The sequence below is a fragment of the Acidimicrobiales bacterium genome, from assembly GCA_040219515.1.
Taxonomy (GTDB): domain Bacteria; phylum Actinomycetota; class Acidimicrobiia; order Acidimicrobiales; family Aldehydirespiratoraceae; genus JAJRXC01.
Genome location: JAVJSI010000014.1, coordinates 208,644 through 234,601 on the forward strand (window position 1 = coordinate 208,644; position 25,958 = coordinate 234,601).

Here is a 25,958-nt window from a genome sequence, read left to right on the forward strand (position 1 = left end):
ACCTGCGTGTTCGCGCTCAGTCGCGATAGGGCTCGCGGGCCTCGATGACGCCCACGACGACGGTGCCGTCGTCGGTCGCGAACAGTCGGGCGTACTCGCCGGCGATGTCATAGCGGCCGTTCGCACCCGGACTGCCGTGGTCGACGTCCCAGACCACGCCACCGGTGGCGGCGTCGACCGCGACGATCGACGTCTCGCCGGGGGCGACCACCAGGTCGCCGACACCGATCGCGTCGTTCGGGCTCCCGGGGAGTGCCACATGCCAGAGCTGGTCGCCATCGGGTGAGTAGGCGGTCAGCCGGGTCTCCTGATCGGCCCAGTTGAAGTTGCCCGTTCCCCCGGTCTGGTCGATGACCGCGACGACGCCGGCGGCCAGTCGAGCCTCGAACCCGGGCACGACGCCCGTCCACCGTTCGTCGCCGGACTCGTCGTCGATCGTGGTCAGCCGGATCTGTTGTCGGTTCACCGAGCCTTCGGAGGCCGGCAGGACTTCCAGCCGGACGCCGTCGGCGACGTGGACCTCGGGAGCGGGCGCGGCGGGTGGGATCGGCCCGCTCGTCGCCTGGGGGGCGATGATCTCCTGGCCGACGTCGACGCAGCTGACGAGCTCGCCCGAGTCCATCGCGACGACGAGCTCGTGATCGGGGGTGCGGACGTGCAGACGATTGTCCTCGACCGTCGTGTCGCCGATGACGGCTGACCCGACCAGGCTGGTCCATGCCTCGTTGCCGGTCGCGGCGTCGACTGCGACGAGCGCAGCCGGCCCGACCTCGCCGTCGCACACGTCGTCCGACGGTTGCGCTACCGCCCACCACACCAGCGATGCCGCCAGCACCGCGACGGCCGATGCCGCCACGGTGATCCGACGCGGTCGGCGGAGGTCGATGGCCATACTGCCAGTCTCGCGGTGTTGGTCGCCCGGGTTGGCGCGCCCGCGCCGAAGTGCGCCGGTCCGACGCCGAAACTACGGTCCGACAGCACAGGGCTCGACGCATCAGCGGTCGACGGTACGAGGGGCAGACACGATGGGTCAGTTGAACGGACGAGTGGCAGTGGTCACCGGTGGTGGCGACGGGATCGGCGCCGGTATCGCTCGCGTGTTCGCCCGAGAAGGCGCCAAGGTGGTCATCGGGGAGATCAACGAGCGCACGGGCGCCGCGGTGGCGGAGGAGATCGGCGACGCAGCCTCGTTCATCCGCACCAACGCCGGTGACCGCAGCGACTGCGAAGCCATGGTGCAGCACGCGGTCGACCACTTCGGAAAGCTCGACATCCTCGTCAACAACGCTTGGGGCGGCGGGATGATCTCGCGGGTCGAGAAGAAGACCGAGCAGCTGATGACGGGCGGCCTCGACGTCGGTTTCCTGGGGCCGTTCTGGACGATGATCGCGGCGCATGCCCACATGGCGCCGGCCGGCTACGGGCGCATCATCAACATGTGTTCGCTCAACGGCGTCAACGCCCACATGGGCACGGTCGAGTACAACAGCAGCAAGGAAGCACTGCGGGCCGCCACCCGCACGGCCGCCCGCGAGTGGGCCGACACCGGCATCGTGGCCAACGTGATCTGTCCGGCGGCCAAGTCGGCGTCGTTCAACGCCGTGATGGGCGAGCACCCCGAGCTCGTGGCCGCGGCCGATGCCAGCAACCCCATGGGCCGCATCGGCGACATCGAGACCGACATCGCCCCGGTGGCCGTCTTCCTCGCCAGCGAGGCGTGCCGCTACATGACCGGCAACACGCTCTTCGTCGACGGCGGTGGCCACATCAACGGGTCGAGCTGGGCGCCGGACCTCGATTGATCTCGATCCGAGACGCTGTTGCCGACGACGTCGCCGGCATCACCGGAATCGTCAACGCGTCGATCGTCGACACCACGACGATCTGGCGGACCGAGCCGTATTCACTCGCCAACCGGGCTGCATGGTTCGAGTCGCAGACGGCAGCAGGACTGCCGGTACTCGTGGCGAACGACGACGGCGTGGTCGTCGGCTTCGCCAGCTACGGGCCGTTCCGTGACAACGAGCGGCTGCCAGGCTACCGCTTCACCGTGGAGCACTCGGTCTATGTCGACGGCGCGGGCTCGGGCCGAGGTGTCGGCCGGGCGCTGATGGACGAACTGGTCGCCCGGGCGACGGCGGCCGACGTCCACACGATGGTCGGCGCGATCGACGCATCCAACGTGGGGTCGTTGCGCTTCCACGAGCAGGTCGGCTTCGAGGAACAGGGGCGGCTGCGCGAGGTCGGCTGGAAGCACGACCAATGGCTCGACCTGGTGTTCATGGTGCGTCGAATCGGCTGAACGACCGGCGCGGGACCAGCAGGCAGGGTCAGGCGCCGTAGGCGGCGACGATCGGCGCCAGCTCGGACGGCGTGGCCCCGTGCATGATCACGCCGTCGCACCCGAGGGCGAGTTGTCCCTTCACCGCCTCGGCACAGTCCGCGGCGGAACCGGTGGCCATCGGGGCCAGCCACTCGTCGGGCAGGAGGGTGGCGACGTGGGCGAGCACCTCGGGGGTGCCGGCGACGTCGAGTCCGCCCTGGAAATTGCTGACGGTCTCGTCGGCCCGGAATCGTTCGAGCACCGCCGGATCCCAGTTGTTCGTCGACACGAGCAGGTCGCCGTAGCCCTGGAGATAGGTGGCGAGCCGGCCGACGGTCTTCATCAGCCGGCGCTCCTCGGGAATCGCGTCGCTGACGGTGGCGAAGCACGACCACACCTTCACGTCGTCGGGGTCGCGTCTCGCGTCGACGGCTGCGTTCTTGACCGTCTCGACCGCTCGCGTGGTCGTCTCGTCGGTGAAGAACGTGTGGAGCACGACCTGGTCGAAGCAGCGTCCGCCGAGTGCGAGCGAGTTGGGTCCGAACGCGGTGAGCCCCATCGGCAGGTGTTCGTCGAGTTCGCTCGACAGGTGGAGGACGGGGTACTTCCCGGCCGGGCCGTCGTGACCCATGATCACCTCGCCTCGGAAGAGTCGCCGCAAGAGACCTGCGGCATCCTCCATCTGGGCCGTGGTGATCCGACCGATGCCGTAGGCGTCCTGCATGCGGGCGATGCCCCGCCCCAGGCCGAGCACGAAGCGACCGCCGGTGAGCGACTGCATGGTGCGGGCGTAGGCGGCCGTCACCATCAGGTGGCGGGTGTTGTGGTTGGTGGAGGCCGTCGCGATGCCGATGCGTTCGGAGACGGCACCGGCGGCACCACTCAGCGTCGCCGCTTCCTTCTTGTCGTAGCGCTCGGAGATGAACGCCCAGCCGAGGCCGAGGTCCTCGGCGGCGCGCACCTCGTCGACCAGATCGCGAGACGAGGCGGCCTGGCCGGCCAGCGTGTAGAAGCCGAGTTCGGGATGGGTCGGGGCCGGTCGTGTCATCGACGAGACCATATTCGCTGGGGTACGACCGCCGCCCGTTTGGCATGCTCGGGACATGCGGGCAGGGGATCTCACGGGGATGGTCGACGAAGAGGGTGTGGTGCGCATCGGGTCGGTGGTGTTCGCCCTGATCCGGCCGACCCCGGGTCACGAGCTGGCGTTCAACCACTGGTACGAGCGCGACCACTACTACACGACCGGGCTCGCCGCGCCCGGGGTGTTCTCGGCCGGCCGGTTCGTGCAACCCGGCACCGGGTGGCATCTGGCCCTCTACTTCGTCCTGCCCGGCCATGACGACGCCCGGGTCGCCTTCGCCACCCAGCAGGTCGAACTGGCGGTGGAGGAGGACCGGATGTTCACCGAGCGGGAGCACCTCCACACCTGGAGCTATGTCCCGGACGACGCGCAGCCCGGCGGCGTGACCGGCACCGACGGTGTGCCCCCGGCCCTCGCCCTCGACCATCGCTACAGCGCCCTCGACGTCACCATCCACGACTCGCCGGATCCGGTGTTGCCGTCGTCGGACGGCGCCTCGCTGTGTCTGCGCCCGCTCGCCCGGATCATGCCGTCCGACTGGGACGGCGACATCGACCCGGTCACACGGCGCGTCGTCCTGTCGTTCCACGACGGCGCGGCGTCGACACCGGCTCCCGACGACGCCGTCTGGTCGGGACGGTTCGTGCCGATGGCGTTCGGGACGGACACCCACGTGGTGACGTGACCGCGACGACACCACCGCCCCTTCGCCCCACCCTCCGCCGTCTCCTCGTCCCCGTCTATCTGCCGTGGGGCATGGCGACGCTGGGTGCCGGCATGGTTCTTCCCGTCCTGCCCCTCTACCTCGAGGAGTCCGGACTGAGCCTGGGTTCGGTCGGCACCGTTCTCGCCGCCACCGGCATCGGCGTGGCCCTCGGCGGATTGCCGGCGAGCGCGGTCGCGGAGCGCCGTGGCACGGATCGCCTGATGCTCTACACCGTGGTGCTCATGGCGCTCACCACGGCCATGATCGGCTTCACGGGCGTCGCGGTGGCGCTGGTGGCGATGCGGGTCGGCTACGGCCTCGGGTTCGCGGGGCTGTCGCAGTCGCGCCAACTCGTGGTCGCCCGAGCCGTCGAGGTGGGGCTGCGGGGTCGCATCAACTCCTTCGTCGGAGGAATGCACCGGCTGGCCTATGTGCTCGGCCCCGCGCTCGGCGGCTGGGTCTACGACGGGTGGGGTCCGCATCCGACGTTTCTCCTGGCCGGGGGCATCACCGCGGTGGGACTGCTCGCGCTCGTGCTGACCGGCGGACGCGACGAGCACCCGGTGGCGGTGCCGGCCGACCGGGTGCGGATCGGACCATCACTGTGGCGTCACCGACGCGCGCTGCTCGTCGCCTCGCTCGGGCCGCTCCTGATCGCCGCGGCCCGTGAGGGCCGCTATGTGGTGGTGCCGCTGATCGGCGACGAACTCGAGCTCGATCCGGCGGCCATCGGTCTACTCGTGGCCGTCGGCACGGCGGCCGACTTCCTGCTGTTCCCGGTGGCCGGTTGGCTGATGGACCGGTTCGGACGACTGTCGTCGATGGTTCCGGCCTTCTCACTCATGGCCACCGGGCTCGTCGTCCTCGCCGCGGCCGACACCGTGGCGATGGCCGTGCTGGGCGGCGTGGTCATCGGTCTCGGCAACGGTCTGAGCGCCGGCAGCATGTTGACGCTCAGCACGGACCTCGCACCGGCCGACGAACCGGGCCCGTTCATCGCCGGCTTCCACACGCTGTCGGGCACGGGCAACTTCCTCGGACCGTTCGCCGTCGGCTGGGTGGCCAACGCGGCCGGCCTCGGGACCGCCGCGCTGGTGCTGGCCGGCATGCTCCTCGTCGGGGTCGCCTGGGTGGCGCTGGTCATCGGCGAGACGTCACGCTGACGCGGTCGTGTCGTCGCGACCGCCATGGCGGCGAGTCAGCCGACGGCGTCGGCGAAGCGGAAGAGGAGGGCGGCCGCCTGGCCACGGGTCACCGAGTCGTTGGGCGCGAAGGTCGTCGTCGTCGTGCCCGTGGTGATCTCGGCCATCGCCGCCCAACGCACGGCGGTGACCTGCCAAGGCGCCGTCAGGTCGGTGAAGGGCATCGGGGCGTTGACGGTCGGCTGGTCGACCAGGCGCCAGAGGAACGTCACGAACTCGGCCCGGGTGGCGGTGGCCTCGGGCGAGAAGCGGTTGCCGCCGGTGCCCGTCGTGATGCCCATCCGGGCCATCCAGCGCACGGCGTCCTCGTAGTAGCTCCCGGCCGGCACATCGCTGAACGTCGGGGAATCGGACGGTGGGGCCGGCGAGCCGGCCAGGCGCCAGACGAAGGTCGCGGCCTGGGCCCGCGTGAGCGCTGCCTCGGGGTCGAACCGCGTCGGGCTCACGCCGGTCGTGATGTCGTTGGCGACGAGCCAGGCGACCGGTGCGCGCTGCCAGGCGGCCACGACGTCGCCGATCGAGCCGAGTGTGGGCCGGCCTTCCCAGCACGGCACGGTCCACACGCCGAAGTCGATGGGGTCACAGTCGCCGGCGACCGTGGTGGTCGCCGGGTTTGCGGGATTCGCCGGGGTGCCGGGCATCACCGGGGTCTGCGACGGAGCCGCGCCGGACGGCGTGAAGTTCGGGTCGAGAACGCAGGTGCGGTACGAGTAGTCGTCCTGCGTGGTGCCGGAGATCTTCACACCCCCGATCGTGACGGTGTAGCACTCGTCGCCGCCGGTCGGGGCCGGAAGCTGGGTCGAGTCCGTGTCGCCGCCGACCGCCCACACGATCGACGGTTCGGGGGCGATCGTGGATCCGGGCACCGTCGGCTGTATGCGGCGCAGGACGTCGACGGCGACGGTCCCGAGCGAGTCGCTGACCGACACCGAGGCGGCGCTGAAGTCCGCACCGGCGAGGGAGAAGGACCAGCGGCCCCAGACCGTCTCGGGCGGGACGTAGCCGGAGGGCGGCCAGGCGACGAAGCCTCGGTCTTCGCGGACGTCGGGACGCGTGCCCCAGAGGTTGTCGTCGAAGACGTGGAGCGTGTTCGCGGCAGCGTAGGGGCCCTGGCTGTCGACGTCGCCGGAGCCCACTTCGAGCAGCTGGGGGTAGAGGATCGTGCGGCGGTGGCCGACGGCGTGGTTGTTGCCGCCGGGGTCCCGGATGTAGGCATCGATGGCGTCGATGCCGTTCACGCCGAGCGCGAGGTTGCTCTTCCCGGCCGCCTCGGCTCCGGCCGAAGTGTGACACGACCATCCTCCGCCGGGTTGGTGGTTCAAGGCTCTCTCCGCCGACATCATCACTGAGGTCTGCTGGGTGGCCGCGGAGTACGACGCCCGCTCGGTGACCGTGTCGAGGCCGGCCATCCGGCGGTACCAGTTGACCCGCTGGACGATGCTGTCGCGGAATGCCTGGCTGGTGGAGCCGGCGTGGCACGTGCCGGTGTCGCCGTTCCAGCCGCTGGCCGGCTCGGTGCGATCGAACTCCGCCCGGTAGGCGGCGAGCACCTCGGCGCGGTCGTGGGTGTCGATCCACGAGTTCTCGGCGGCCGCGGCCGGCGTGATCTGAGCGAACGCCAGGAGGGGGGCGATCATGAGACCGGCCAACAACGCGGAGAGTGCTCGCCCCTTTTGCATTGCACAAGCAACGGCATGTCACCGGGGGCACTTGACCCGGATACATGGGCCGTTCGGCCCATATCTCCGCCGACGAATAGCATCTGTCCATGCCCCCCGAAACCGCCCCTGAGAAGCTGACCGACGACGATCGTCGCGGCCTCGACGCCGCGCTCGCCGAGGCCCGTCTCGGACGTGAAGAGGGCGGCATCCCGATCGGATCTGCGCTGATGGTCGACGGCGAGATCGTCGGCCGTGGCCACAACCGGCGCGTGCAGCGCGGCAGTGTCGTGCTCCACGCGGAGATGGACTGCCTCGAGAACGCGGGCCGGTTGCCCGCCTCGACCTATGCGCGAGCGACGCTCTACACCACCCTGTCGCCGTGTGACATGTGCACCGGCGCGGCGTTGCTCTACGGCATCCCGAAGGTGGTCATCGGTGAGAACGTCACGTTCATGGGTGGTGAGGAACACCTGGCCCGCCGGGGCGTGTCCACCGTGGTCGTCGACGACGCCGAGTGCGTGGCGATCATGCGCGACTTCATCGCCGCCGAACCGGAATTGTGGAACGAGGACATCGGCGAGCAAGGTTGACCGCCATGCCGCACCCCGACGACGAGTTCCACCCGCCGACCAGCGACGACCCGTACTGGACCGAGACCTCGTGGTTCACGTTCACCGTGCCGGAGCGGGGACTGTCGGGCCAGCTCTATCCGTTCTTCCGGCCGAACCAGGGCATCACCTCCGGCGGAGCGTACTTCTGGGACGCGAGCGGCGATCAGCCCTGGAACTGCCGCTACGCCAAGAACTTCTGGCATCTCCCGGTGCCCGACCAGCCGCTGTCCGACATCGCGCTGCCCAACGGCATCCGCTACCGATGCGTCGAGCCGCAGCAGAAGTACGAGATCGGCTACACCGACCCCGACGGCGACTTGATCGACGTCGACCTGGTATTCGATGCGGTGTCGCGCCCGAACTATCTCGGCGAATCGCATCTCGATCAACCCGGTCGCTACACGGGGACGGTCCGACTCGGCGACGACGTCATCGAGGTCGACTCCTTCGGGTTTCGGGATCGGTCGTGGTCGGTGCGGTCGCAGTTCGGTCCCGGTCTGGCCGGCTCGCCGGCCCCTCGGGGCGGCTACAGCTACGCCACGGCGTCGGCCGACGACGGCTTCCACATGATCAGCATGGACTTCACACCGGGGCCGGTGGGTGAGGGCGACTGCATCGCCATCCACGGTTACCTCAGCCGGGGTGGCGAGTGGGCCAAGGTCACCAGCGGCCGCCGCGACGTCCTGGCCCGCGATGCCGCGACCGGTGCGCCCACCCGAGTCCGCATCGAGGGCACCGACGAACTCGAGCGCTCGTTCGTGGCCGAGGGCGAGTGTCTGAACAAGATCGGGATCCATCTCAACCCCAACCTGTTCACCTGGAACTGCCTGACCCGTTGGGAGCTCGACGGGCTCGAGTGCTGGGGCGAGGACCACGACAACTGGTCGGCCCCCGCGGCGACGGAGTTCTTCCGCCGCCATCTCTTCGGTGAGTCGTCGGTGCTGTCTAGTTGACGGCGACCGCCAGGACCTTGGTCCCACCGGCGGCGACCAGCATCCAGTGTCGTTCCGGGCCCACCTGGGTCGGTTCGGTGTGCGGCAGCGTGTCGCCCAACCCGAGCTGGCCGTCGCCGTTGCGTCCCCAGCACCAGAGTGATGCGGGCGATGTCGAGCGGATGCCGCACACGAACCCCTCGCCGCCGGTCACGCGGACCCAGTCGTCGTGTGTGCCGATCGGGTGCGGTTCGACGACTTCGCCCACGCCGTTCTCACCCGAGTCCGGGTACCAGAAGACGCCGCGATAGTCGGTGATGCCGTCGGCGTCGAGTCCCCAGCACCACAGCGTGCCGTCGGTCTTGATCCCACAGGAGTGGAAGCCGCCGAGTCCGATCGCCTTCCAGGTCCCACCAACCTCCGACGGCACTGCGCTTCCGAACCCTTCGAGCGGAATCGTGTTGCTGCCGTTGGCGAGTTCACCGAACTGACCTGGGCCCCAGCACCATGCCGACCGGTCGGTCTGGATGCCGCAGGTGTGGAACTCACCGGACGAGAGACTGTCCCACCCGGCGGTGCCCACCCGGGTCGGTTCGGGGACCACGGGTTCGCCTCCTTGGAAGCTGGTCCTGAGGCGTCCCCAGCACCACAGGCTGTCGTCGTCGGAACGGATCGCACAGCTGTAGGAGGAGTTTGCCGTCACCTCGTCATAGGGACCTGCGTCGACGAACACCGGCGAGGGATGGAAGCCGAACTCCGGAATGCCGAGTTCGCCGCGCTCTTCATCGTTGAGTCCCCAGCACCAGAGCGAACCGTCGGTCTCGACGGCGCATGTGTGGAGGACGCCGACGGCGACATCCAGCCAGCTGCCCTCACCGATCCTCGTGGCGGGATGGAGCCCCCTGACGTCGTCGTCGCCGTCACCGATCTGACCGGCGCCGTCCTGCCCCCAGCACCACAGGCTGCGGTCGAGTTGGATCCCGCAGCCATGGAGTTCACCGACGTCGAGATCGATCCACAGCTTGTCATCGAGCGCATCCGGCACCGTGGTGAAGACATCGAGGTCGCGCCCCCAACTGAGACGGACGCACGAGCTCGTCACCAGGGCGAGAGCGAGCAGCGTGAAGCAGATCCGGCGAAGGGGCATGTCTCCCCATCGGCCGAAGCCGCGTGTTGCTGAAGATGCGTGCCGCTACGGGATGGCGCCGATCTCGCGCCAACGTTCGACGGCGAGATCGGGGTGACCGGCGATGATGCCGTCGATGTCGAAGTCGAGCAGCGACTCGTAGAAGTCGGGGTTCTCCTGCGTCGAGGCGTCGTCCATCCACACCCAGATGCCGAGCCCCTCCTCCCGGGCCTTCTCGAGGAATCCGTCCAGGGCCAGTACGTCGAGACCGTCGAACTGCGGCGGCACCTGGAGCACCCGATGGCTCTCGAGCAGCGGGATGCCGCCGAGGAACCAGTCGGTCAGCGCGCCGGTGCCGGGGCTGGTCGGGATGTCGGGGGCGACCTCGTGGAAAGCGGCGATCACGTCGTCGTTGAAGGAGACCACGACGACGGAGTCGGCTCGGCCGAGTTCCTCGATCTCGGCGGCGAGTACGCGGCCGCTCTCGTTGGCGAACTCGAGGTCGTCTTCGCCGTCGTCGCCCTTGGGGATCTTGATCTCGACATCGAGCACGTGGTCGGGAAACGCCTCGGCGACGGAGCGGAAGGTCTCGACTCGGAAGTCGTCGGCCGTGTAGCCCTCGGGCGGCTCGACCTCGCCGGTGCGAACGCCGCGCCAGATGTACTCCTCTTCCGGCTGCTCGTCGTTGTGCCAATCGTCGGACCACCAGTAGGCGTTGTCGAGTGCCTGGAGTTCGTCGTAGGTGAGGTCGCGCACCCGGCCGGTGGTCTCGGTGGTGCGGTCGACGGTGTCGTCGTGCTGCACCACCAGCACGCCGTCGGCGGTGAGCTGCACGTCCATCTCGAGCACTTCGGTGCCGGCGAGGGCGGCTTCCCGGAAGGCGTACATCGTGGAGTGCGGCCACGACTGGTCGCCGCCCGCGTGGCCGAGCACGACGGGGCGGCCGAGGGCGAAGAGGTCCTCCACGGTGTTCGCTTCGGGGGTCGGCACGGATGGTGTGGGCGCGGCCGTCGTGGTGGTCGAGGTCGTCGTCGCGGCCTCGGTCGTGGTGGTCGCCTCGGTCGTCGTCGAGTCCGGCTCGGTGGTGGTGGTGCTCGTGTCGTCGGCCGATGTGTCGGCCGAATCGTCGGTGTCGTCGCCACATGCAGCGGCGAGAAGAGCCAGCGTGGCGAGGACGATGGCGAGACGGAATCGGAGCGTGCGGCGCATGCCGAGACGCTAGCGGTCAGGCGGGGCGGAGGTCGACGACGAGCGGCGCGTGGTCCGACGGTCGCGTGGCGCCACGGGCGGTCCGATCGATCCACACCCGTTCGGTCGCGTCCGCGACGGCGTCGGAGCACAGGGCGAGATCGATGCGCAGGCCGTGGTTCTTCTCGAACTGGCCGGGGCGATAGTTCCACCAGGTGTAGACCCCGGGATCCGGCAGGTGCTCGCGGGTGACGTCACGAAGCCCGATGTCGAACAGCGCCCGCAGGCCCGCCCGCTCCGGCTGGCTGGCGTGGGTACGACGCCGCCACCTCGAGGGCATGTAGATGTCGGCGTCGGTCGGTGCGACGTTGAAGTCGCCCGCCACGATCGACGGCCGGGCCGAGGCCTTGGCGTGGAGCAGTTCGTGGCGGAGTCGCTCGAGCCAGACCAGCTTGAAGGCGTAGTGCGGGTCCCACAGCTCACGACCGTTGGGCACGTAGACCGACCAGCAGCGCACGCCGGCGCACGTCGCGGCGATGAGTCGGGGCTCGTCGAAGGGCGACTCCTGCGGGCCGTCGAATCCGCGACGGACCCGGGTCAGACCGACACGACTGGCGATGGCCACGCCGTTCCAGTGATCGGTGCCGTGGTGGGCGACCTCGTACCCGGCCTCGGCGAACGCCCCGAACGGAAACTGGGTGTCGCCGCACTTGGTCTCCTGGAGCAGCAGCACGTCGACGCCGTGCTCCGCGGTCCAGGCGACCACCTGGTCGACCCGGGCCCGGATCGAGTTGATGTTCCAGGACGCCACGCGTCGACAAATCGGAGGCACGGGCCGACGGTAGCTGTGTCAGAGTTGTCGGCCATGAGCGGCGTCGACGACAGGCAGGGGCGACCAGGGCACGAGTGGCGGGAGGTGAACCGCGCCTGGTGGGAGGAGCGGGCCCCCATCCACGAAGCGTCGCAGTTCTACCGGGACGGCCTCGGGGGGCTCAGGGACTTCGAATGGGAGGACCTCGGATCGGTCGACGGGCTCCGGGTGATCCACCCCCAGTGCCACATCGGTACCGACACGCTCTCGCTGGCCCGCGCCGGGGCCGAGGTGGTCGGACTGGACTTCTCGGCCGGGGCGACAGCGGCGGCCGGCCGCCTCGCCGAGGCCGCCGGACTGGCCGATCGGGCCGAGTGGATCACGAGCGACGTCCACGACGCCCCCGAGAGTGTCGGCGGCCGCACCTTCGATCTCGTCTACACCGGTCAGGGTGCGCTCTGCTGGCTGCCCGACATGGACCGCTGGGCCGACGTCATGTGGCGGCTCTGTCGCCCGGGTGGACGGCTCTACGTGTCGGAGTTCCACCCGGTGCAGGACATCCTCGAAGTGGAGACGACGCGGTTCGAGCGGTCCTACTTCGGCGACGGCACCGGCGACCGCTTCGATGACGAGATCGGGAGCTACGCCGACCCCGACGCGGTGACGACCAACAACTCCATCATCGACTTCGTGCACGGGCTGGCCGAGGTCGTGCAGGCGTTGTTGACGGTGGGATTCGTGCTGGAGAGGTTCCGGGAGTTTCCGTTCTGCGTCTACCCGCGATGGGACTTTCTCGAGGAACGCGAGGAGCGCATGTGGTTCATGCCCGCGAACCGGCCGCAGATCCCGATGATGTACTCGCTGCGACTGCGCCGCCCGGAGTAGCCCAGCCGTCGTCGGGGCTCGCTCAGGGCGCGAGGTTGGTGGCGAGAAACGCGGAGGTGAGCGCCCAGGCGGACGCCGCGGCCTCGGGGTTCGAGAACATCGGGTTGCGATGGTTGTCGAACGCGTGGCCGGCGCCTTCGGCGACATGGATCTCGACGTTCGCCATGTCGGCGGTGGCCGCACGGAGCGCGTCGACGTCGTCGTTGGGCAGGAACGCATCGTCGCTGCCGAAGTGGAATTGGATCGGGCAGGTGATGGACGCGGCCTTGTCGATGTTCTCGCCGATCATCGAGCCGTAGTACGAGACCGCGCAGGCGGGATCGTGGGCGGCCGCAGCCAGGTAGGTCATCGAGCCGCCGAAGCAGAAGCCGATCACCCCGACGGGGCCGGTGACCTCGGGGCGGTCGGCCAAGTGAGCGAGCGCGGCGCCGATGTCGGCCACCCCGTCGGCCGGGTCGTGCTGCCCGGCCACCTCGAAGGCGACGGGCAGATCGTCGGGCCCCGTCGCTTCGACCGCGAAGTCGTCCTCGATGCGCCAGTACATGTGCGGCGCGAGCACGACGTAACCCTCGCCGGCCAGACGCTCGGCGACATCGCGGACGTACTGGTTGACCCCGAAGATCTCCTGGATGAGCACCACGGCCGGGCCCGTGCCGGCCTCGGGCAGGAAGAGCAGCGCCGGAATGTCGCCGGCCGCCGATGGGATGCTGATGTCGGAGGAAGAGCTCATGCGCGGATGCTACGCGACCGCGCCATGATTGTCCTTCGACTCACCCAGGAGAATCCCGCCCATGGACGTCAACCGCCTCATCTCTCTGTTCGGTCTCGAAGGTCGGCGTGCCGTCGTCACCGGTGGTAGCCGGGGCATCGGCCGGATGATCGCGGAGGGCCTGCTCGATGCCGGTTGCGACGTGATCATCACCGCCCGCAAGGCAGAGCAGGTGGCGGCGGCCGCCGACGAGATGTCGGCGAAGGGCACCGTGATCGCCGTGCCGTCCGACGTCTCGACCGACGACGGCATCGCCCACCTCGTGAGCGCGGTGAACGACCGTTGGGATCACCTCGACATCCTCGTCAACAACGCCGGCGCATCGTGGGGCGAGCCCATCGACGACTTCTCGCCCCAGGGCTGGGACAAGGTGATGAACGTCAACGTGCGGGGCGTGTTCTTCCTCACCCAGAAGCTCCTGCCGCTCCTGCGGGCCGCGGCGAGTGAGGATCACCCCGCCCGGGTGATCAACACGGGGTCGGTGAACGGGCTCACGCCGCCCGAGATGGACACCTTCTCCTACTCGTCGTCGAAGGCGGCGGTCCACATGTTGACGAGGCATCTCGGCAAGCAGCTCGCGGGCGAACACATCACGGTGAACGCCATCGCCCCGGGGCCGTTCGACTCGGCGATGATGGCCTTCGCGCTCGACGATCCGTCGATTCGGGCCGGGCTCGCCAAGGGCGTGCCGCTGGGACGAATCGGCGTGCCCGACGACATGGCCGGCGTGGCGATCTACCTCGCCTCGGCCGCCGCCTCCTACGTGACCGGCGCGATCATCCCGGTCGGCGGCGGGTTGTCGACCGTCGACAAGTAGCGCGTCGCCGCGCCGGCGGGCGCAGTCACTCGGAGATGTCGCTCAGAGATACGTGCCGCTCTGGTCGGGCAGCGGCTGTGTGGAACCCGACGGCCCGCCCGGGCCCGGCACCTGGGGGCGGCCGGCCGCCAGCTGGCGCATCTGTTCCGTCGCTGCGGCCTGCTGGGCCGCCATCGACGCCTGGAGTCCCTGCAGCAGTCCCTGTAGCCAGCCGACGAGCTGCGCCTGGGCAACCCGGATCTCGGCCTCGGTCGGCACGCCGGTGTCGTCGCAACAGTCGGTGAACTCGGTGAGTTCCTCCATGAGGTCGGCGGACAGGACCGTGCCGAGCTCCTCCATGGTCTCGTTGTGGATGCGGGCCAGCAATCGCCGGCTCTCCTCGTCGGTCTCGGCATTTCGCACTTCGACCATCAGGGTCTGGAGCATCGTGCCCAGCCGTATGAGCTTGGCCGGGTCGGAGATCGTGGCATCGGGCGCGGTGGGAGTGTCCTCGGTTTCCGTCATGAGAAGAATCTGCCACAGCCCGGCCACCGTCGACGGCGCGGCCCGGCCCGGCCGCATCTCGCCAACCCCATGTGTCGGTACCCTTCCGGCGGTGACCACCTCCCCCACGTCCTCGTTGCAGCGAGTCGAATCGCTTCGCAACGTCGCCATGATCGCCCACGTCGACCATGGCAAGACCACCCTCGTCGACGCGCTCCTGCGCCAGGCCGGCGCGTTCCGCGAAGGCGCCGCACTCACCGATCGGGTGATGGACTCGATGGACCTCGAGCGCGAGAAGGGCATCACCATCCTCGCCAAGAACACGGCGATCCGTTTCGGCGACGTGAAGATCAACATCGTCGACACCCCGGGCCACGCCGACTTCGGTGGCGAGGTCGAACGCGCACTCACCATGGTCGACGCGGTGGTCCTGCTGGTCGACGCCTCCGAGGGTCCGTTGCCGCAGACCCGTTTCGTGCTGCGCAAGGCGTTGGCCCGGCGACTCCCCGTCGTCCTGGTCATCAACAAGATCGATCGTCCGGACGCCCGCATCTCCGATGTCGTCGACGAGGTCTACGAGTTGTTCCTCGATCTCGACGCCGACGAAGAGCAGATCGACTTCCCGATCGTCTACACCGTGGCGCGCGAGGGTCTGGCCACGCTCGATCCCGACGTACCGGGCACCGACATGCAGCCGTTGTTCGACGTGCTCCTCAACACCGTTCCGGCGCCCTTGCACGACCCCGACCTCCCGATGCGGGCCTGGGTCACCAACCTCGACTCGTCGCCCTACGTGGGTCGCATCGCCGTCTGCCGGGTCGAGCACGGCACCATCCGCAAGGGCCAGGCCGTCGCCTGGTGCAAGGAGGACGGCACGATCGCCAGCGCCCGCGTCGGCGTACTGACCGTCACCGAGGCTCTCGACCGGGTCGAGGTCGACGAGGCCGGACCGGGTGAACTCATCGGCGTCTCGGGCATCGACAACGTCACCATCGGCGAGACGCTCGCCGATCCCGAGGATCCCCGTCCGTTCCCGGCGATCACCGTCGACGAGCCCACCCTGTCGATGACGCTCGGCGTCAACACCTCGCCCCTGGCGGGCGACGACGGCTCCAAGCTCACCGCCCGTCAGATCAAGGCTCGGCTCGACACCGAACTGATCGGCAACGTCTCGATCCGGGTCTTCACCACCGAACGTTCCGACACGTGGGAGGTGCAGGGCCGTGGCGAGCTGCAGCTGGCCATCCTCGTGGAGACCATGCGCCGTGAAGGCTTCGAGCTGACGGTCGGCAAGCCCGCCGTGCTCACCAAGGAGATCGACGGCACGATCCACGAGCCGACCGAACGGCTCACGATCGACGTGCCCGAGGAACACGTGGGGTCCGTCACCCAACTCCTCGGCGAACGCAAGGCCCGCATGGAGGACATGACCAACCACGGCACCGGCTGGGTTCGTCTCGACTATGTCGTGCCGGCCCGAGCGCTGATCGGCTTCCGCACCGAGTTCCTCACCGAGACCCGGGGCACCGGCCTGCTGCACCACATCTTCGAGGGCTATGTCCCATGGGCGGGCGAGCTCCGCAGTCGCACCAAGGGCAGCGTCGTGTCCGACCGCACGGGCGAGACCACCGGCTACGCCATCGCCGCGCTGCAGGAGCGTTCGGCGCTCTATGTCGGCCCCGGTGTGCGGGTCTACGAGGGCATGATCGTGGGCGAGAACCCGCGGGCCGAGGACATGGACGTCAACATCTGCCGCGAGAAGAAGCAGACCAACATCCGCACGCAGTCGAGCGACGACACCATCCGGCTCACGCCGCCGCGACTGTTCTCTCTCGAGCAGGCGCTCGAGACGATCGCCGACGACGAGTGCGTCGAGGTGACCCCGACCAACGTGCGCATGCGCAAGACGGTGCTCGACGCCGGCGAGCGGGCCCGCATCGTGAAGCGCATGAAGGCCCCCCGCGACGGGCAGTAGCCCTGCGTCGGCCAGCCCCTCGAAACCGCAACGGGGGTCTGACCCCCGTTGCAACGGGTGGGTTACTTGCGGATGACCCTGGTGCCGGCGACCCGGTCGAAGACGCTGCGGCGTTCGTGATCGTTGTTGATGAACACCAGCGACGTGATGCCGAGGGCGAACCAGATCACGATCCCGACCACCGGGATGAAGGTGGGCAGCCATGTGAGGGCCCGCATGGTGGCAGGACCGAACCCCGGTGGTGTGGTGCCGTCGGCGGTCGTGACGCGAAGGCGCAGGATGAGCTTGCCGGGGGTGCCGCCCAGCGTCGCGACCATGACGACGACGAGCGCCATCATGATCAGCGGGCCGACGTAGGCGCTGATTCCGGTGACCTCGAACTCGAAGGAGTTCGCGTCGGGGTCGGTGTCCTCGACGAACGGGATGGCGGCGACGAAGAGGAGCGCAACGAAGATGATGCCGTCGATCAGCATCGCGCCGATGCGGATGCCGACGGTGCCGTACTTGTCGGATGAGTACGGTGCGGGTGCGCCCGCCCCTGGTGGCGCGGGGACCGGCGCCCCGACCCATTGTGTGCCGTCCCACTGGCGAACGGTGCCGGGAGGGTCGCCCTCGGCGTGGTAGAGGCCGGGTGCGATGTTGCCGGAGGGATCGGGTGTGGGGGAGGTCATGGGTCCTCTTCGTCGTTGCGGTCGCCGGATCGTCAGCGATGGCGCCTGTGGATCACTCGGGTACCGGCGAGACGATCGTAGGCGCTGCGCCGCTCCGGGTCGGTGGACACGAAGACCAGGCTGGTGACCGAGAAGCCGATGGCGATGAACGTGCCGATCACCGGGATGGCCCCGGCGATCTGCGGGAGCTGGCGCATGGTCGCCTTCGCGATGCCGGGCGGCGTGGTGGCGCCGTCCTCGGTGGTGATGCGGAGGCCGACCATGAGCTTTCCCGGGCTGCCGCCGAATCGAGCCACGCAGGCGATGGAAACCGCCGAGACCAGCAGGCCGGCGAGATAGAGCGATGGAGGGATCTCGACCGCGGTGCCGTCGCCGCCGGCGTCGATGTCGTCGATCACGTCGCCCAGATAGGAGAACAGGAACGGGACCGAGAGGACGAGCCCGACCACGCCGTCGAGCAGGGTGGCGCCGATGCGTACGCCGACGGTGGCGAAACGCTCGTCACCGGGTCGGTGGTTGGGGTCGTAGCCCGGTGGCGGCGGCATCGGCTCCGGCGACCACTCGGTGCCGTCCCAATAGCGGACCGTGCCTGCGGGGTCGCCCTGCGCGGGGTAGTAGCCCGGCGGGGTGACCTCCATCAGGCGACCCGGACCGGGAGCGACTTCAACGAGTTGTTGAGGTTCGACTGCTGGCGGCGAGGTTCGCCGGTGAGTTCGATGTCGGCCCAGCGATCGAGGACCTCTTCGAAGAAGACGCGCCCTTCGAGACGGGCGAGGTGCACGCCCAGGCAGAAGTGTGTGGCGATGCCGAAGGACAGGTGGTGGTTGGGCGAACGGGTGATGTCGAACGCCTGCGCATCCTCGAACACGTCCTCGTCGCGATTGGCCGAGGTGTAGATCATCGCCACCTTGTCGCCGCTCTCGATCGAGGCGCCGCCCAGCTCGGTGTCGACGACGGCGGTGCGCCGGAAGTAGTGCAGCGGGTTGGCCCAGCGCAGGATCTCCTCGACCGCCGAGGGGATCAGCGATCGGTCGGCCCGGAGCATCGCGAGTTGCTCGGGGTGTTGGAGCAGCGCGTGCAGGCCGCCCGACAGCATGGTGCGGGTCGTGTCGTTGCCCGCGGTGACCAGCTGCACGAAGAAGCGGCCGAAGTCGATGTCGGTCATCTGCTTGCCGTCGAACTCGCCGCCGAGCAGCAGGTCGGTGAGATCGCCCTGTTCGGGCAGTTCGCGGCGCGCCGCCGCGAACGTGATGCCGTAGATGGCCATCTCGGTACTCGAATCCCCGCTGGCCTCGCCGTCGGCGATCTCGGGGTCCTGGCTGCCGCTGTTGCGTTCGGCCATCGAGTGGATCTTCGGCCAGTCGTCGCGGGGCAACCCCATCAGTTCGCCGATGACCTGGCTGGGGAGGTGGGCGCACACATCGTGGACGAACTCGATCTCGCCACCGAGGGTGTCGGCCCGGTCGAGGATCTCGCGGGTGATGTCCCGGATGCGGCCCTCCATCTCGGCGATGACCCGGGCCTTGAACTCCGGCGCGACCGGACGCCGATACGCCGTGTGGCGAGGCGGGTCCATGGCGAGCAGCATGTCCCGCATCGCGTCGAGGCGTTCGGGTGCGAGGTTCTCGAGGACCACGCCACCCTCACTGGCCGAGAAGATCTCGGGATGCTTCGCCACGTGGACGACGTCGGCATGGCGCAGGACGGCCCAGTAGCCCGGTTCGTCGTCCATCTCCTGGAACACCACCGGTTCCTCGCGGCGCAGGCGGGTGAACAGTTCGTGGGGCGGCCCGTCGACATAGGTCTCGGGACGATGGAGGTCGTAGGCCATGGGTGATCAGCCCACCCGGCGCAGGTCGACGACGAAGATCAGGGTCTCGTTGGGACCGATGACCCCACCCGCACCGAACTGGCCGTAGCCGAGATCGGGCGGAATCGTGAGCTGTCGGCGGCCGCCGACCTTCATGCCCTGCACGCCCTGGTCCCAACCCGAGATGACCTCACCGCCGCCCAGATTGAAGGAGAACGTGTCGTTGCGGTTCCACGATGCGTCGAACTCCTCGCCCGTGGACCAGGCCACCCCGACATAGTCGACGGTGGCCGACATTCCCGCGGCGGCAAGGGGCCCGTCGCCCTCGACGAGGTCGTCGACGACGAGCTCGCTCGGCGGCTCACCCGCGGGGACGGTGACGGCCGGTTTCTGGTCAGTGCTCATGAGAACGAAACCTACACGCGGGACCCCGACGTTGGGGAAGCCTGGTGTGCCCCCTACCCTCGATAGTCGGCCACAAGCAGTGGCCATACCGCTCGAGGAGGACGACGTCATGGCAACAGGACGATCCAGCTTCGCGAAACGCCAGCGTGACATGGCCAAAAAGGCCAAGGCATCGGCAAAGCGCGAAAGGAAGCTCGAGAACAACGACGAGCTCGACGAGGACGACGACGACATCGTGGTCGACGACGGACCGCAGCTCTCCAACGAACAGATCATGGACAAGGTCGCCGACCTCCACCGCCGCTACGACGATGGCCAGATGGACCTCGACTCGTTCGACGAGGAACGCGCCAACCTGATGGGCCAGATCAGCATCGACTGATTCGCAGGCCCTCAGCGAATGAGCTCCAGGCCGGCACCATCGAAGATCGGCGTGATCCCTGCCTGAGCGCGGTCGCGCGCCAGCTGCGCATCGTCGGCGGGCGCCCGCCGGTCGACGGCGATCGCCAGCGTCTCCTCGAGCAGTCGGGCGTCACTCGACGTGTTGAGGAACAGGTCGGGCTCGCCCAGCACGTATTCGATGGCTCGCCGCCGCGCGCCCTCGTCGTCGATCGGCTCGTACCAGCTGAAGTGCGGCTGGTCGGGATCGTCCCACCGCCGACGGGCGAGGGACTTGATCGTCTGGGCCGCCACTCCCTGCCGCGCGCAGACGTCACGCAGGAGGTCGACGTCGGCGGCGTAGTCCGGGAAGGTACTGATCAGCGAGTGGTTGTAGGGGAACAGCACGGAAGCGAACGGCGCCTCGCCCAGGCTGCGCAGGTGCATGCGGGCGATGCGCAGACCGTGACCGGTCACGCCGACGTGACGGCACAACCCGGCGTCACGAGCCGCGAACAACGCGGCGACGGCACCGCCGGGGGAGAAGGCCGTGCGCCACTCGTCCTCCTCGACGAGATTGTGGAGCTGCACGAGGTCGACCTGGCCGACGCCCATTCGCTCGAGGCTTCGTTCCAGGCTGCGGCGAGCCCCGTCGCCGTCGCGCGCCCCGGTCTTGGTGGCCAGGAAAACCTCGGCCCGATGGTCGGCGAGAAACGGGCGCAGGCGGACCTCCGACTCGCCGTACATGGCCGCGGTGTCGATGTGGTTCACCCCGAAGCGTCGGACCGTCTCGAGTGTGGCCTCGGCCCGAGCCGGTGACATCGCCCCCAGCGCCGCAGCGCCGAAGACGACCTTCGTGCTCATGTGTCCGGTGCTGCCGAATGGCTGTGTGTCGATCATGTGATGCTCCCTACTCGACAACCACTATCCGATACCGAGTGTCTCCAGGACCAGGGCCCGCAGTTCGGGGATGCCCTGGCCCTTGTCGGCGCTGACCCAGCGCACGTCCCGTCGTTCCACGCCGAGCTTGTCGGTCAGTTCGGCCCGACGTTTCTGGCTCTTCGACGGCCGGACCTTGTCGGCCTTGGTGGCGACGTAGAGGATCGGCCGTTCGAGGAACTCGAGCCACTCGACGGTCTGGAGATCGAGCGGTGTCGGTCCGATCTCGCCGTCGACCAACAACAGCACCGCCACGAGGTTCTCGCGCTCCTCGACGTAGGCGTTGAGCATGTCGGCCCACTTCGCCTGCTCGGACTTGGAGACCTTCGCGTAGCCGTAGCCGGGAAGGTCCATGAGCCAGCGCCCGGAGTCCTCGTTGCCGACCTCGAACGCGTTGAGCAGCCGGGTGGCCCCCGGGGTCTTCGACGTCTTGGCCAGCCCCTTGTGCTGCGCGAGCGCGTTCAACAACGACGACTTGCCGACGTTGGAGCGGCCGAGCAGGGCGATTTCGGCGTTGACGTGGGGGAGCTCGTCGGGGTCGGCGTAGGAACGCAGGAATCGCAGAGGGAGCGGGCCGGCCACGGCCCGACCCTACCTGCGTCCGCCTGCGTCAGGGGATGGCGTTGGTCGCGGCGTTCTCCAGAATGAGGTCGGCGTCGGGGCGCAGGAGGAAGCCGTCGCGCACCGAGGCCTCGATCGACGCCGTCATCGCGTCGAGATAGGCCGCCTTCGTCGGGTAGAGCTCGGCCAACTTCTCGGCGTCGAACAGGGTCGTCGATCCGAACAGGCCGCAGAACGAATCGCCCTCCGTCGGATCGCCGGTCAGCGTGGCCACCGGCACGTCGACCCACGCGGTGCGGACGCCGCCGAGGATGTTCCCGTTCGCATCGGTGACAGCGGCGTGGGTGGCCTGACGCCCTTCGGCGTCGGGGTCGACCTCGGCCTCGACGACCTCGAGGCGCTCGGCCGCGGCGGGCCGTTCGCCCCCTGCCGCCCAGCGGTTGAGCGCATGGATCGCCGCGTTCATCACGTAGTGCTGCGGGCCCGAGTTGATCGGCCCGCCGCAGTCCATGATGCCGGGAATGGGCGACGCCACCTCGACGACCTCGGCGATGGCCGGATCGTCACCGAGGTCCATCGGGCCGACGTCGAGCGAGATCGAGTAGACGTCGCCGTGGGCGGTGCCGGCCACCTCCCACAGGACGAAGTTGTCGCCGTCGGGTTGGCGGTCGGGCACCCAGCCGAGCAGCAGTAGGTCGCTGTCGGTCTGGAACGTCAGCACCGGAACGCGCACGTCATCGCGGATGAGGACCTGTTCGGGCGTGGGGATGTCGGCCTCCGGGTCCTGGGACAACGCAGCCGACCCACCGCCTCGGCTGTGGATGAGGAAGCCGTCGAAGAGTTGCGCGATCGGATCGATCGCGTTCACGTAGGTCGTCAGCCGGAACGCGGACTGCGATTCTCCGGTGGCCAGCATCTGGTCGATCTCCAACCCGTCGAGCGGATCGATGCCGGTCGGCGCCCTGACCGCCTGGGCCGCCTGGTTGAAGATGTCGTAGGAGAACGAGTCGCCGGGATGGAGCAATGACTCGTAGCGCTCGGGCTGGATTCCCTTCAGGAAGATCGGGTAGCCGATGTCGATCGTTCCCGGGCTCGGCTCGATCCCTCGGAACTGCGCGGACACCCCGACGTAGGCATAGCCCTCGCGCATCTGCTCCACGTGGGACATGGTGAAGTTCGGTGCGGCGTCGAGTCCGCCGCTGACGTTGAACCACTCCATCACGACGGTGCCGTTGAAGTCGGCGGGATCGCTCGGGCGCACCACGACGATGCGGGTGGTGTAGTCGGCTTCGTCGGACGGTTCGACCGTCCACCGGCCGTCGCTGGCGAGGTCACCGACGTTGGTGAACGAGCGGGCGGTGCCCGACAGGAAGTACTCGGTCTGTTCGTAGCCGAGCAGGCCGAGGTCGAAACCGACGCCCTGGTAGAAGGTCGACCCGAGATCGGGCGGAAGGCTGACCTCGGGATCGGGGGTGGGGAGGGGCTCACCGATGGTGGTGTCGGTCTCGGCCTCGGGGTCGGTCACGGGTTCCGGCGCGGTCTCGGCCTCCGGCTCGTCGTCGTCGGCTGGGGCCGATGTCGCCACCGCGGTCGTCGAGCCATCGTCGGTGCCGCCTGCGTCCTCGTCGTCGTCGGCGCAGCCGGCCGACAGGAGAGCAAGACCGGCGAGGAGGCCGAGGAACAGTACGAGGCGACGGTGCATCCGCTCAGCCTGGCTCAGCGGAGATCGTCGAGCCAGCTGACCATCGCCTCGGCGAGCGGCGCGCCCACGTCGTCCTGGATGAAATGGCTGGCCTCGGCGAACGTCTGGTGGGGCTGACCGACGGCGCCGGGGAACAGGTCGAGCACCTCGTCGCGCAGCCCGCCCAGGACCGGGTCGCTCATGCCCCACAGCGACAACACCGGCGCGCGCCAGACCGCCAGCGCCTCGCGGGCCGCGATGTTCTCGGTCACGCCGCCGTGGTCGGGCGTGATCGGCACCAGACAGGGGAACTCGCGCGCACCGGCCAGGTAATTCTCGTCGGGGAAGGGCGCACGGTAGGCGTCCTTCTCGTCGTCGGTGAGGTCGCGGGTGCCGATCGTGCCGTTCACGAGGGTGCCCGCGTCGAACGGGTCCATCGTCTGCGAGAGATCCAGCCAGAAGTCGAAGCCGGCGCCGGGACTCTCGCCCACCGGCAGAGCCGTGTTGGCGACGACCAGACGGCTGAATCGTTCGGGTGACTCGGCCACGACACGTAGCCCGATGAGCCCGCCCCAGTCCTGCACGAACGCCGCGAGCGGTCCGAGGGGGGTGCCCGCGTCGGCGGCCTCTTCGAGCACTCGATCGAGGAACTCGTGCATCCAGGCGACGTGGCCGTTGTAGGTGTAGGCCCCGCGATCCGTGGGCTTGTCGCTTCGACCGAACCCGATCAGGTCCGGCGCGATCACGCGATGACCGGCGGCGACCAGCGTGGGGATCATCCGCCGGTAGAGGTAGCTCCACGTGGGTTCGCCGTGCAGCAACAGGATCGTCTCCCGCTCACCCGATCGTGGGCCCTCGTCGAGGTAGGCCATGCGGAGACCGTCGACCGTCACGTACTCGGGTGTCCATGGGTGGTCGGGCAACCGGGCGAACCGTTCCTCCGGGGTGCGGAGGAATTCGATGCCATCGGTGGTCGTCTGCGTGCCCATGGGGTGACCGTATTCGCTCGGCTACGGTCGCACCATGGCCACCAACGACACGGCAGCACTGAACCAGGTAGGACGGTCCGTCGACGACGTGATCGCGGATCTCGAGGCGAAGCGAGCCGATGACGTGAAGTGGGCCGACGGCCGGGCCTTCGGCATGGTCTACGACGGCGGCCCGACCGTCCACGAGGTCGCGGAACGTGCGGCCAAGATCTATCTGCACGAGAACGCGCTCAACACCAAGGCGTTCCCGTCGCTCGGCTCCATCCAGTCCGAGGTCGTCGCGTGGACGGCCGGCCTCCTCAACGGCGACGGCGCGGCCGGGTTCCTCACCAGCGGTGGCACCGAATCGATCTTGTGCGCGGTGAAGGCCGCGAGAGAGCGAGCCAAGGCCGAGCGCGGTATCGAGGCTCCGGAGATGATCGTGGCCGAGAGCGCCCACGCCGCCTTCCACAAGGCCGCTCACCTCTTCGGTCTGGAGCTGCACAAGACCCCGGTGCTCGACGACTGGACCGCCGACGTCGATGCGATGGCGGCCGAGGTCAACGAGAACACGGTGCTCGTCGTCGGGTCGGCGCCCCAGTATCCGCAGGGGGTGATGGACCCCATCCCGGCCATTGCCGCCCTGGCCGCGTCGGCCGACGCCAACTGTCACGTCGACGCCTGCATGGGCGGGTTCGTCCTGCCGTTCGCCGAGCGCCTCGGCCGTGACGTCGGCGAGTGGGACTTCCGGGTCGAGGGCGTCAGCTCGATCTCGGCCGACATCCACAAGCTGGGCTACGCCCCCAAGGGCGTGTCGGTGATCCTGCATCGCACCAAGGAACTGCGCCGCTACCAGACCTTCGTCTTCGACGACTGGCTCGGCGGGTTCTATGCCTCACCCAACCTCCAGGGCACCCGGAGCGGTCTGCCGATGGCGGCGGCGTGGGCCGTGATGCAGCACCTCGGCGTCGACGGCTATGTCGAGCTCACCCGCCAGACGCTCGAGAACGCCGATGCGATGCGGGCCGGCGTGGCCGAGATCGACGGCATCACCACGCTCGGCGATGGTCAGTTCCACCTCGTGGCAATAGCGTCCGACACCGAGGCCGACGATCCGATCGACGTGTTCGCGTTGGGCGACGCGCTCGAACGACGGGGATGGTTCCACGACCGCCAAGGACCGCCCGACTCGCTGCACTCGACGGTGTCCAACTCGAACACCGGCGTGATCGGTGACTACCTGGATGCGCTACGCGAGAGCGTGGCCGAGGTGCGGGGTACGACCACCGACGACCGTTCGACCAACTACGCCACCCTCGAGTAAGGCGGGCTCGGTCCAGGCCGGTAGAAGCCGATCACTCGGTTGCCATCGACTCCATCGCCGCGTTCATCTCGTCGGGAGTGACGTCGCGAACGTGCGTGTGCAGCGACCACTGGTGTCCGAACGGGTCCACCACCAGCGCGGCGCGGTCGCCGTAGAACTGGTCGGCCGGCGGTCGTAGGAGCGTGCCGCCCGCGTCGACCGCTCGCGCGGTCGCAGCGTCGACGTCGGTGACGTACTGGTGCAACAGCACGCTGGTGCCACCGAGCTTGGCCGGGTTCGCGGCGTCGCCCTCCATGTCGTCGGGTGCGTCGGCGAGAAAGACGGTGGCGCCGTTGACGACGATCTCGGCGTGACCGATGGCGCCGCCCGGCATCTCCATCCGGTAGTTCTCGGTCGCCCCGAACGCCCGGATGTAGAAGTCGATCGCCGCAGCCGCGCCGTCGATCATCAGGTAGGGGACGATGCGCCCCTCGAGTCCCTCGGGAATGGGCTGGACCATGCTGGTGCTCCTCGTCGGCCGCTCGTCGGCACCACGATCACACCATCCCTGCCGCCGACCGGCAAGCGCCGCATCCCGACCCCAGATGCAGCACTGGGGTCAGACCCCCGCTGCAACTGACCGAACCGCAACGGGGGTCTGACCCCGAT

Annotated in this window: 28 protein-coding genes; 11 read left to right on the plus strand and 17 right to left on the minus strand. The window is 68.8% G+C overall.

Annotated features, from left to right (window positions below; all coding sequences use genetic code 11):
* Window positions 1-16: 16 nt before the first annotated feature.
* Window positions 17-892, minus strand: a complete 876-nt coding sequence (locus tag RIB98_14350; protein ID MEQ8842160.1) for a PQQ-binding-like beta-propeller repeat protein — start codon at window positions 890-892, stop codon at window positions 17-19.
* Window positions 893-1,025: 133 nt separating this feature from the next.
* On the opposite strand from RIB98_14350, the gene RIB98_14355 reads away from it, so the two are divergent.
* Window positions 1,026-1,802, plus strand: coding sequence for an SDR family oxidoreductase (locus tag RIB98_14355; protein MEQ8842161.1), 777 nt, complete (start codon window positions 1,026-1,028; stop codon window positions 1,800-1,802).
* Entirely contained in the window at window positions 1,799-2,302 is a 504-nt protein-coding gene (locus RIB98_14360) for an N-acetyltransferase family protein (protein ID MEQ8842162.1), read from the plus strand. The genes RIB98_14355 and RIB98_14360 overlap by 4 nt, the downstream gene beginning before the upstream one ends.
* Before the next feature lie 28 nt (window positions 2,303-2,330).
* On the opposite strand, the gene RIB98_14365 is transcribed toward RIB98_14360, so the two are convergent.
* Entirely contained in the window at window positions 2,331-3,371 is a 1,041-nt protein-coding gene (locus tag RIB98_14365; GenBank protein MEQ8842163.1) for a TIGR03857 family LLM class F420-dependent oxidoreductase, read from the minus strand.
* 55 nt (window positions 3,372-3,426) lie between these two features.
* On the opposite strand from RIB98_14365, the gene RIB98_14370 reads away from it, so the two are divergent.
* Both RIB98_14370 and RIB98_14375 read left to right on the plus strand, forming a co-directional pair.
* Window positions 3,427-4,092 (plus strand): hypothetical protein, encoded by a 666-nt coding sequence (locus RIB98_14370; GenBank protein MEQ8842164.1) that lies wholly within the window; start codon window positions 3,427-3,429, stop codon window positions 4,090-4,092.
* Window positions 4,089-5,276 (plus strand): MFS transporter, encoded by a 1,188-nt coding sequence (locus tag RIB98_14375; protein MEQ8842165.1) that lies wholly within the window; start codon window positions 4,089-4,091, stop codon window positions 5,274-5,276. Before RIB98_14370 ends, RIB98_14375 begins: the two co-directional genes overlap by 4 nt.
* 35 nt (window positions 5,277-5,311) lie before the next feature.
* On the opposite strand, the gene RIB98_14380 is transcribed toward RIB98_14375, so the two are convergent.
* Window positions 5,312-6,952 carry an S-layer homology domain-containing protein gene (locus RIB98_14380; GenBank protein ID MEQ8842166.1) on the minus strand — a complete coding sequence of 547 codons (1,641 nt, stop codon included), beginning with the start codon at window positions 6,950-6,952 and terminating at the stop codon, window positions 5,312-5,314.
* Between the two features lie 131 nt (window positions 6,953-7,083).
* Here RIB98_14380 and RIB98_14385 point away from each other — a divergent pair, with 131 nt between their 5' ends.
* Window positions 7,084-7,566, plus strand: a complete 483-nt coding sequence (locus RIB98_14385) for a nucleoside deaminase (protein MEQ8842167.1) — start codon at window positions 7,084-7,086, stop codon at window positions 7,564-7,566.
* A gap of 5 nt (window positions 7,567-7,571) precedes the next feature.
* The gene (locus RIB98_14390; GenBank protein MEQ8842168.1) at window positions 7,572-8,540 is read left to right on the plus strand and encodes a hypothetical protein; all 969 of its coding nucleotides are present in this window, start codon (window positions 7,572-7,574) and stop codon (window positions 8,538-8,540) included.
* On the opposite strand, the gene RIB98_14395 is transcribed toward RIB98_14390, so the two are convergent.
* From RIB98_14395 to RIB98_14405, 3 genes are read right to left on the minus strand one after another with little or no spacing between them, the layout of a single operon-like run.
* Window positions 8,533-9,666, minus strand: a complete 1,134-nt coding sequence (locus RIB98_14395; GenBank protein ID MEQ8842169.1) for a hypothetical protein — start codon at window positions 9,664-9,666, stop codon at window positions 8,533-8,535. The two genes, RIB98_14390 and RIB98_14395, sit on opposite strands and share 8 nt — an antisense overlap.
* Before the next feature lie 45 nt (window positions 9,667-9,711).
* Complete coding sequence (locus tag RIB98_14400) at window positions 9,712-10,854, minus strand: glycerophosphodiester phosphodiesterase family protein (protein MEQ8842170.1); 1,143 nt, start codon at window positions 10,852-10,854, stop codon at window positions 9,712-9,714.
* A gap of 16 nt (window positions 10,855-10,870) precedes the next feature.
* Window positions 10,871-11,665 carry an exodeoxyribonuclease III gene (locus RIB98_14405; protein ID MEQ8842171.1) on the minus strand — a complete coding sequence of 265 codons (795 nt, stop codon included), beginning with the start codon at window positions 11,663-11,665 and terminating at the stop codon, window positions 10,871-10,873.
* 33 nt (window positions 11,666-11,698) lie between these two features.
* Here RIB98_14405 and RIB98_14410 point away from each other — a divergent pair, with 33 nt between their 5' ends.
* Entirely contained in the window at window positions 11,699-12,529 is an 831-nt protein-coding gene (locus tag RIB98_14410) for a class I SAM-dependent methyltransferase (protein MEQ8842172.1), read from the plus strand.
* 22 nt (window positions 12,530-12,551) lie between these two features.
* Here RIB98_14410 and RIB98_14415 read toward each other — a convergent pair whose 3' ends face one another.
* Entirely contained in the window at window positions 12,552-13,259 is a 708-nt protein-coding gene (locus tag RIB98_14415; protein ID MEQ8842173.1) for a dienelactone hydrolase family protein, read from the minus strand.
* A 61-nt stretch (window positions 13,260-13,320) separates the two neighbouring features.
* Between RIB98_14415 and RIB98_14420 the strand changes: the two genes are divergently transcribed.
* Window positions 13,321-14,115 (plus strand): SDR family oxidoreductase, encoded by a 795-nt coding sequence (locus RIB98_14420; GenBank protein MEQ8842174.1) that lies wholly within the window; start codon window positions 13,321-13,323, stop codon window positions 14,113-14,115.
* A gap of 42 nt (window positions 14,116-14,157) precedes the next feature.
* On the opposite strand, the gene RIB98_14425 is transcribed toward RIB98_14420, so the two are convergent.
* Window positions 14,158-14,619: a DUF2587 domain-containing protein gene (locus RIB98_14425; protein MEQ8842175.1), complete on the minus strand. Its 462-nt coding sequence runs from the start codon at window positions 14,617-14,619 to the stop codon at window positions 14,158-14,160.
* Between the two features lie 91 nt (window positions 14,620-14,710).
* Between RIB98_14425 and typA the strand changes: the two genes are divergently transcribed.
* Window positions 14,711-16,573, plus strand: coding sequence for a translational GTPase TypA (typA, locus tag RIB98_14430; GenBank protein ID MEQ8842176.1), 1,863 nt, complete (start codon window positions 14,711-14,713; stop codon window positions 16,571-16,573).
* A gap of 62 nt (window positions 16,574-16,635) precedes the next feature.
* On the opposite strand, the gene RIB98_14435 is transcribed toward typA, so the two are convergent.
* The 4 genes from RIB98_14435 to RIB98_14450 are packed head-to-tail and all read right to left on the minus strand — an operon-like array spanning window position 16,636 to window position 19,459.
* The gene (locus RIB98_14435) at window positions 16,636-17,244 is read right to left on the minus strand and encodes an RDD family protein (protein ID MEQ8842177.1); all 609 of its coding nucleotides are present in this window, start codon (window positions 17,242-17,244) and stop codon (window positions 16,636-16,638) included.
* 32 nt (window positions 17,245-17,276) lie between these two features.
* Window positions 17,277-17,882: an RDD family protein gene (locus tag RIB98_14440; protein ID MEQ8842178.1), complete on the minus strand. Its 606-nt coding sequence runs from the start codon at window positions 17,880-17,882 to the stop codon at window positions 17,277-17,279.
* Window positions 17,882-19,075 carry a cytochrome P450 gene (locus RIB98_14445; protein MEQ8842179.1) on the minus strand — a complete coding sequence of 398 codons (1,194 nt, stop codon included), beginning with the start codon at window positions 19,073-19,075 and terminating at the stop codon, window positions 17,882-17,884. Before RIB98_14445 ends, RIB98_14440 begins: the two co-directional genes overlap by 1 nt.
* Before the next feature lie 6 nt (window positions 19,076-19,081).
* Window positions 19,082-19,459 carry an FKBP-type peptidyl-prolyl cis-trans isomerase gene (locus RIB98_14450; GenBank protein MEQ8842180.1) on the minus strand — a complete coding sequence of 126 codons (378 nt, stop codon included), beginning with the start codon at window positions 19,457-19,459 and terminating at the stop codon, window positions 19,082-19,084.
* Window positions 19,460-19,568: 109 nt separating this feature from the next.
* Between RIB98_14450 and RIB98_14455 the strand changes: the two genes are divergently transcribed.
* Entirely contained in the window at window positions 19,569-19,841 is a 273-nt protein-coding gene (locus tag RIB98_14455) for a hypothetical protein (protein ID MEQ8842181.1), read from the plus strand.
* An 11-nt stretch (window positions 19,842-19,852) separates the two neighbouring features.
* Here the strand turns inward: RIB98_14455 and RIB98_14460 are convergent, their stop codons facing one another.
* From RIB98_14460 to RIB98_14475, 4 genes are read right to left on the minus strand one after another with little or no spacing between them, the layout of a single operon-like run.
* Window positions 19,853-20,737, minus strand: coding sequence for an aldo/keto reductase (locus RIB98_14460; protein MEQ8842182.1), 885 nt, complete (start codon window positions 20,735-20,737; stop codon window positions 19,853-19,855).
* Window positions 20,738-20,761: 24 nt separating this feature from the next.
* Window positions 20,762-21,358 carry a ribosome biogenesis GTP-binding protein YihA/YsxC gene (yihA, locus tag RIB98_14465; protein ID MEQ8842183.1) on the minus strand — a complete coding sequence of 199 codons (597 nt, stop codon included), beginning with the start codon at window positions 21,356-21,358 and terminating at the stop codon, window positions 20,762-20,764.
* 28 nt (window positions 21,359-21,386) lie between these two features.
* Window positions 21,387-23,039, minus strand: a complete 1,653-nt coding sequence (locus RIB98_14470; GenBank protein ID MEQ8842184.1) for an alpha/beta hydrolase domain-containing protein — start codon at window positions 23,037-23,039, stop codon at window positions 21,387-21,389.
* Between the two features lie 14 nt (window positions 23,040-23,053).
* Complete coding sequence (locus RIB98_14475; GenBank protein ID MEQ8842185.1) at window positions 23,054-24,007, minus strand: haloalkane dehalogenase; 954 nt, start codon at window positions 24,005-24,007, stop codon at window positions 23,054-23,056.
* 34 nt (window positions 24,008-24,041) lie between these two features.
* Here RIB98_14475 and RIB98_14480 point away from each other — a divergent pair, with 34 nt between their 5' ends.
* Complete coding sequence (locus tag RIB98_14480; protein MEQ8842186.1) at window positions 24,042-25,310, plus strand: aminotransferase class V-fold PLP-dependent enzyme; 1,269 nt, start codon at window positions 24,042-24,044, stop codon at window positions 25,308-25,310.
* A gap of 31 nt (window positions 25,311-25,341) precedes the next feature.
* Here RIB98_14480 and RIB98_14485 read toward each other — a convergent pair whose 3' ends face one another.
* Window positions 25,342-25,809 carry a VOC family protein gene (locus RIB98_14485; protein MEQ8842187.1) on the minus strand — a complete coding sequence of 156 codons (468 nt, stop codon included), beginning with the start codon at window positions 25,807-25,809 and terminating at the stop codon, window positions 25,342-25,344.
* Window positions 25,810-25,958: the final 149 nt, after the last annotated feature.

Coding starts and splice junctions, on each gene's coding strand:
- RIB98_14365 (MEQ8842163.1), bottom strand. CDS start 3,371: ATGACACGACCGGCCCCGACCCATCCCGAACTCGGCTTCTACACGCTG.
- RIB98_14475 (MEQ8842185.1), bottom strand. CDS start 24,007: ATGGGCACGCAGACGACCACCGATGGCATCGAATTCCTCCGCACCCCG.
- RIB98_14380 (MEQ8842166.1), bottom strand. CDS start 6,952: ATGATCGCCCCCCTCCTGGCGTTCGCTCAGATCACGCCGGCCGCGGCC.
- RIB98_14450 (MEQ8842180.1), bottom strand. CDS start 19,459: ATGAGCACTGACCAGAAACCGGCCGTCACCGTCCCCGCGGGTGAGCCG.
- RIB98_14455 (MEQ8842181.1), top strand. CDS start 19,569: ATGGCAACAGGACGATCCAGCTTCGCGAAACGCCAGCGTGACATGGCC.
- RIB98_14460 (MEQ8842182.1), bottom strand. CDS start 20,737: ATGATCGACACACAGCCATTCGGCAGCACCGGACACATGAGCACGAAG.
- RIB98_14470 (MEQ8842184.1), bottom strand. CDS start 23,039: ATGCACCGTCGCCTCGTACTGTTCCTCGGCCTCCTCGCCGGTCTTGCT.
- RIB98_14445 (MEQ8842179.1), bottom strand. CDS start 19,075: ATGGCCTACGACCTCCATCGTCCCGAGACCTATGTCGACGGGCCGCCC.
- RIB98_14400 (MEQ8842170.1), bottom strand. CDS start 10,854: ATGCGCCGCACGCTCCGATTCCGTCTCGCCATCGTCCTCGCCACGCTG.
- RIB98_14485 (MEQ8842187.1), bottom strand. CDS start 25,809: ATGGTCCAGCCCATTCCCGAGGGACTCGAGGGGCGCATCGTCCCCTAC.
- RIB98_14480 (MEQ8842186.1), top strand. CDS start 24,042: ATGGCCACCAACGACACGGCAGCACTGAACCAGGTAGGACGGTCCGTC.
- RIB98_14370 (MEQ8842164.1), top strand. CDS start 3,427: ATGCGGGCAGGGGATCTCACGGGGATGGTCGACGAAGAGGGTGTGGTG.
- RIB98_14425 (MEQ8842175.1), bottom strand. CDS start 14,619: ATGACGGAAACCGAGGACACTCCCACCGCGCCCGATGCCACGATCTCC.
- RIB98_14390 (MEQ8842168.1), top strand. CDS start 7,572: ATGCCGCACCCCGACGACGAGTTCCACCCGCCGACCAGCGACGACCCG.
- RIB98_14420 (MEQ8842174.1), top strand. CDS start 13,321: ATGGACGTCAACCGCCTCATCTCTCTGTTCGGTCTCGAAGGTCGGCGT.
- RIB98_14440 (MEQ8842178.1), bottom strand. CDS start 17,882: ATGGAGGTCACCCCGCCGGGCTACTACCCCGCGCAGGGCGACCCCGCA.
- RIB98_14395 (MEQ8842169.1), bottom strand. CDS start 9,666: ATGCCCCTTCGCCGGATCTGCTTCACGCTGCTCGCTCTCGCCCTGGTG.
- RIB98_14435 (MEQ8842177.1), bottom strand. CDS start 17,244: ATGACCTCCCCCACACCCGATCCCTCCGGCAACATCGCACCCGGCCTC.
- RIB98_14355 (MEQ8842161.1), top strand. CDS start 1,026: ATGGGTCAGTTGAACGGACGAGTGGCAGTGGTCACCGGTGGTGGCGAC.
- RIB98_14415 (MEQ8842173.1), bottom strand. CDS start 13,259: ATGAGCTCTTCCTCCGACATCAGCATCCCATCGGCGGCCGGCGACATT.
- RIB98_14385 (MEQ8842167.1), top strand. CDS start 7,084: ATGCCCCCCGAAACCGCCCCTGAGAAGCTGACCGACGACGATCGTCGC.
- RIB98_14410 (MEQ8842172.1), top strand. CDS start 11,699: ATGAGCGGCGTCGACGACAGGCAGGGGCGACCAGGGCACGAGTGGCGG.
- RIB98_14350 (MEQ8842160.1), bottom strand. CDS start 892: ATGGCCATCGACCTCCGCCGACCGCGTCGGATCACCGTGGCGGCATCG.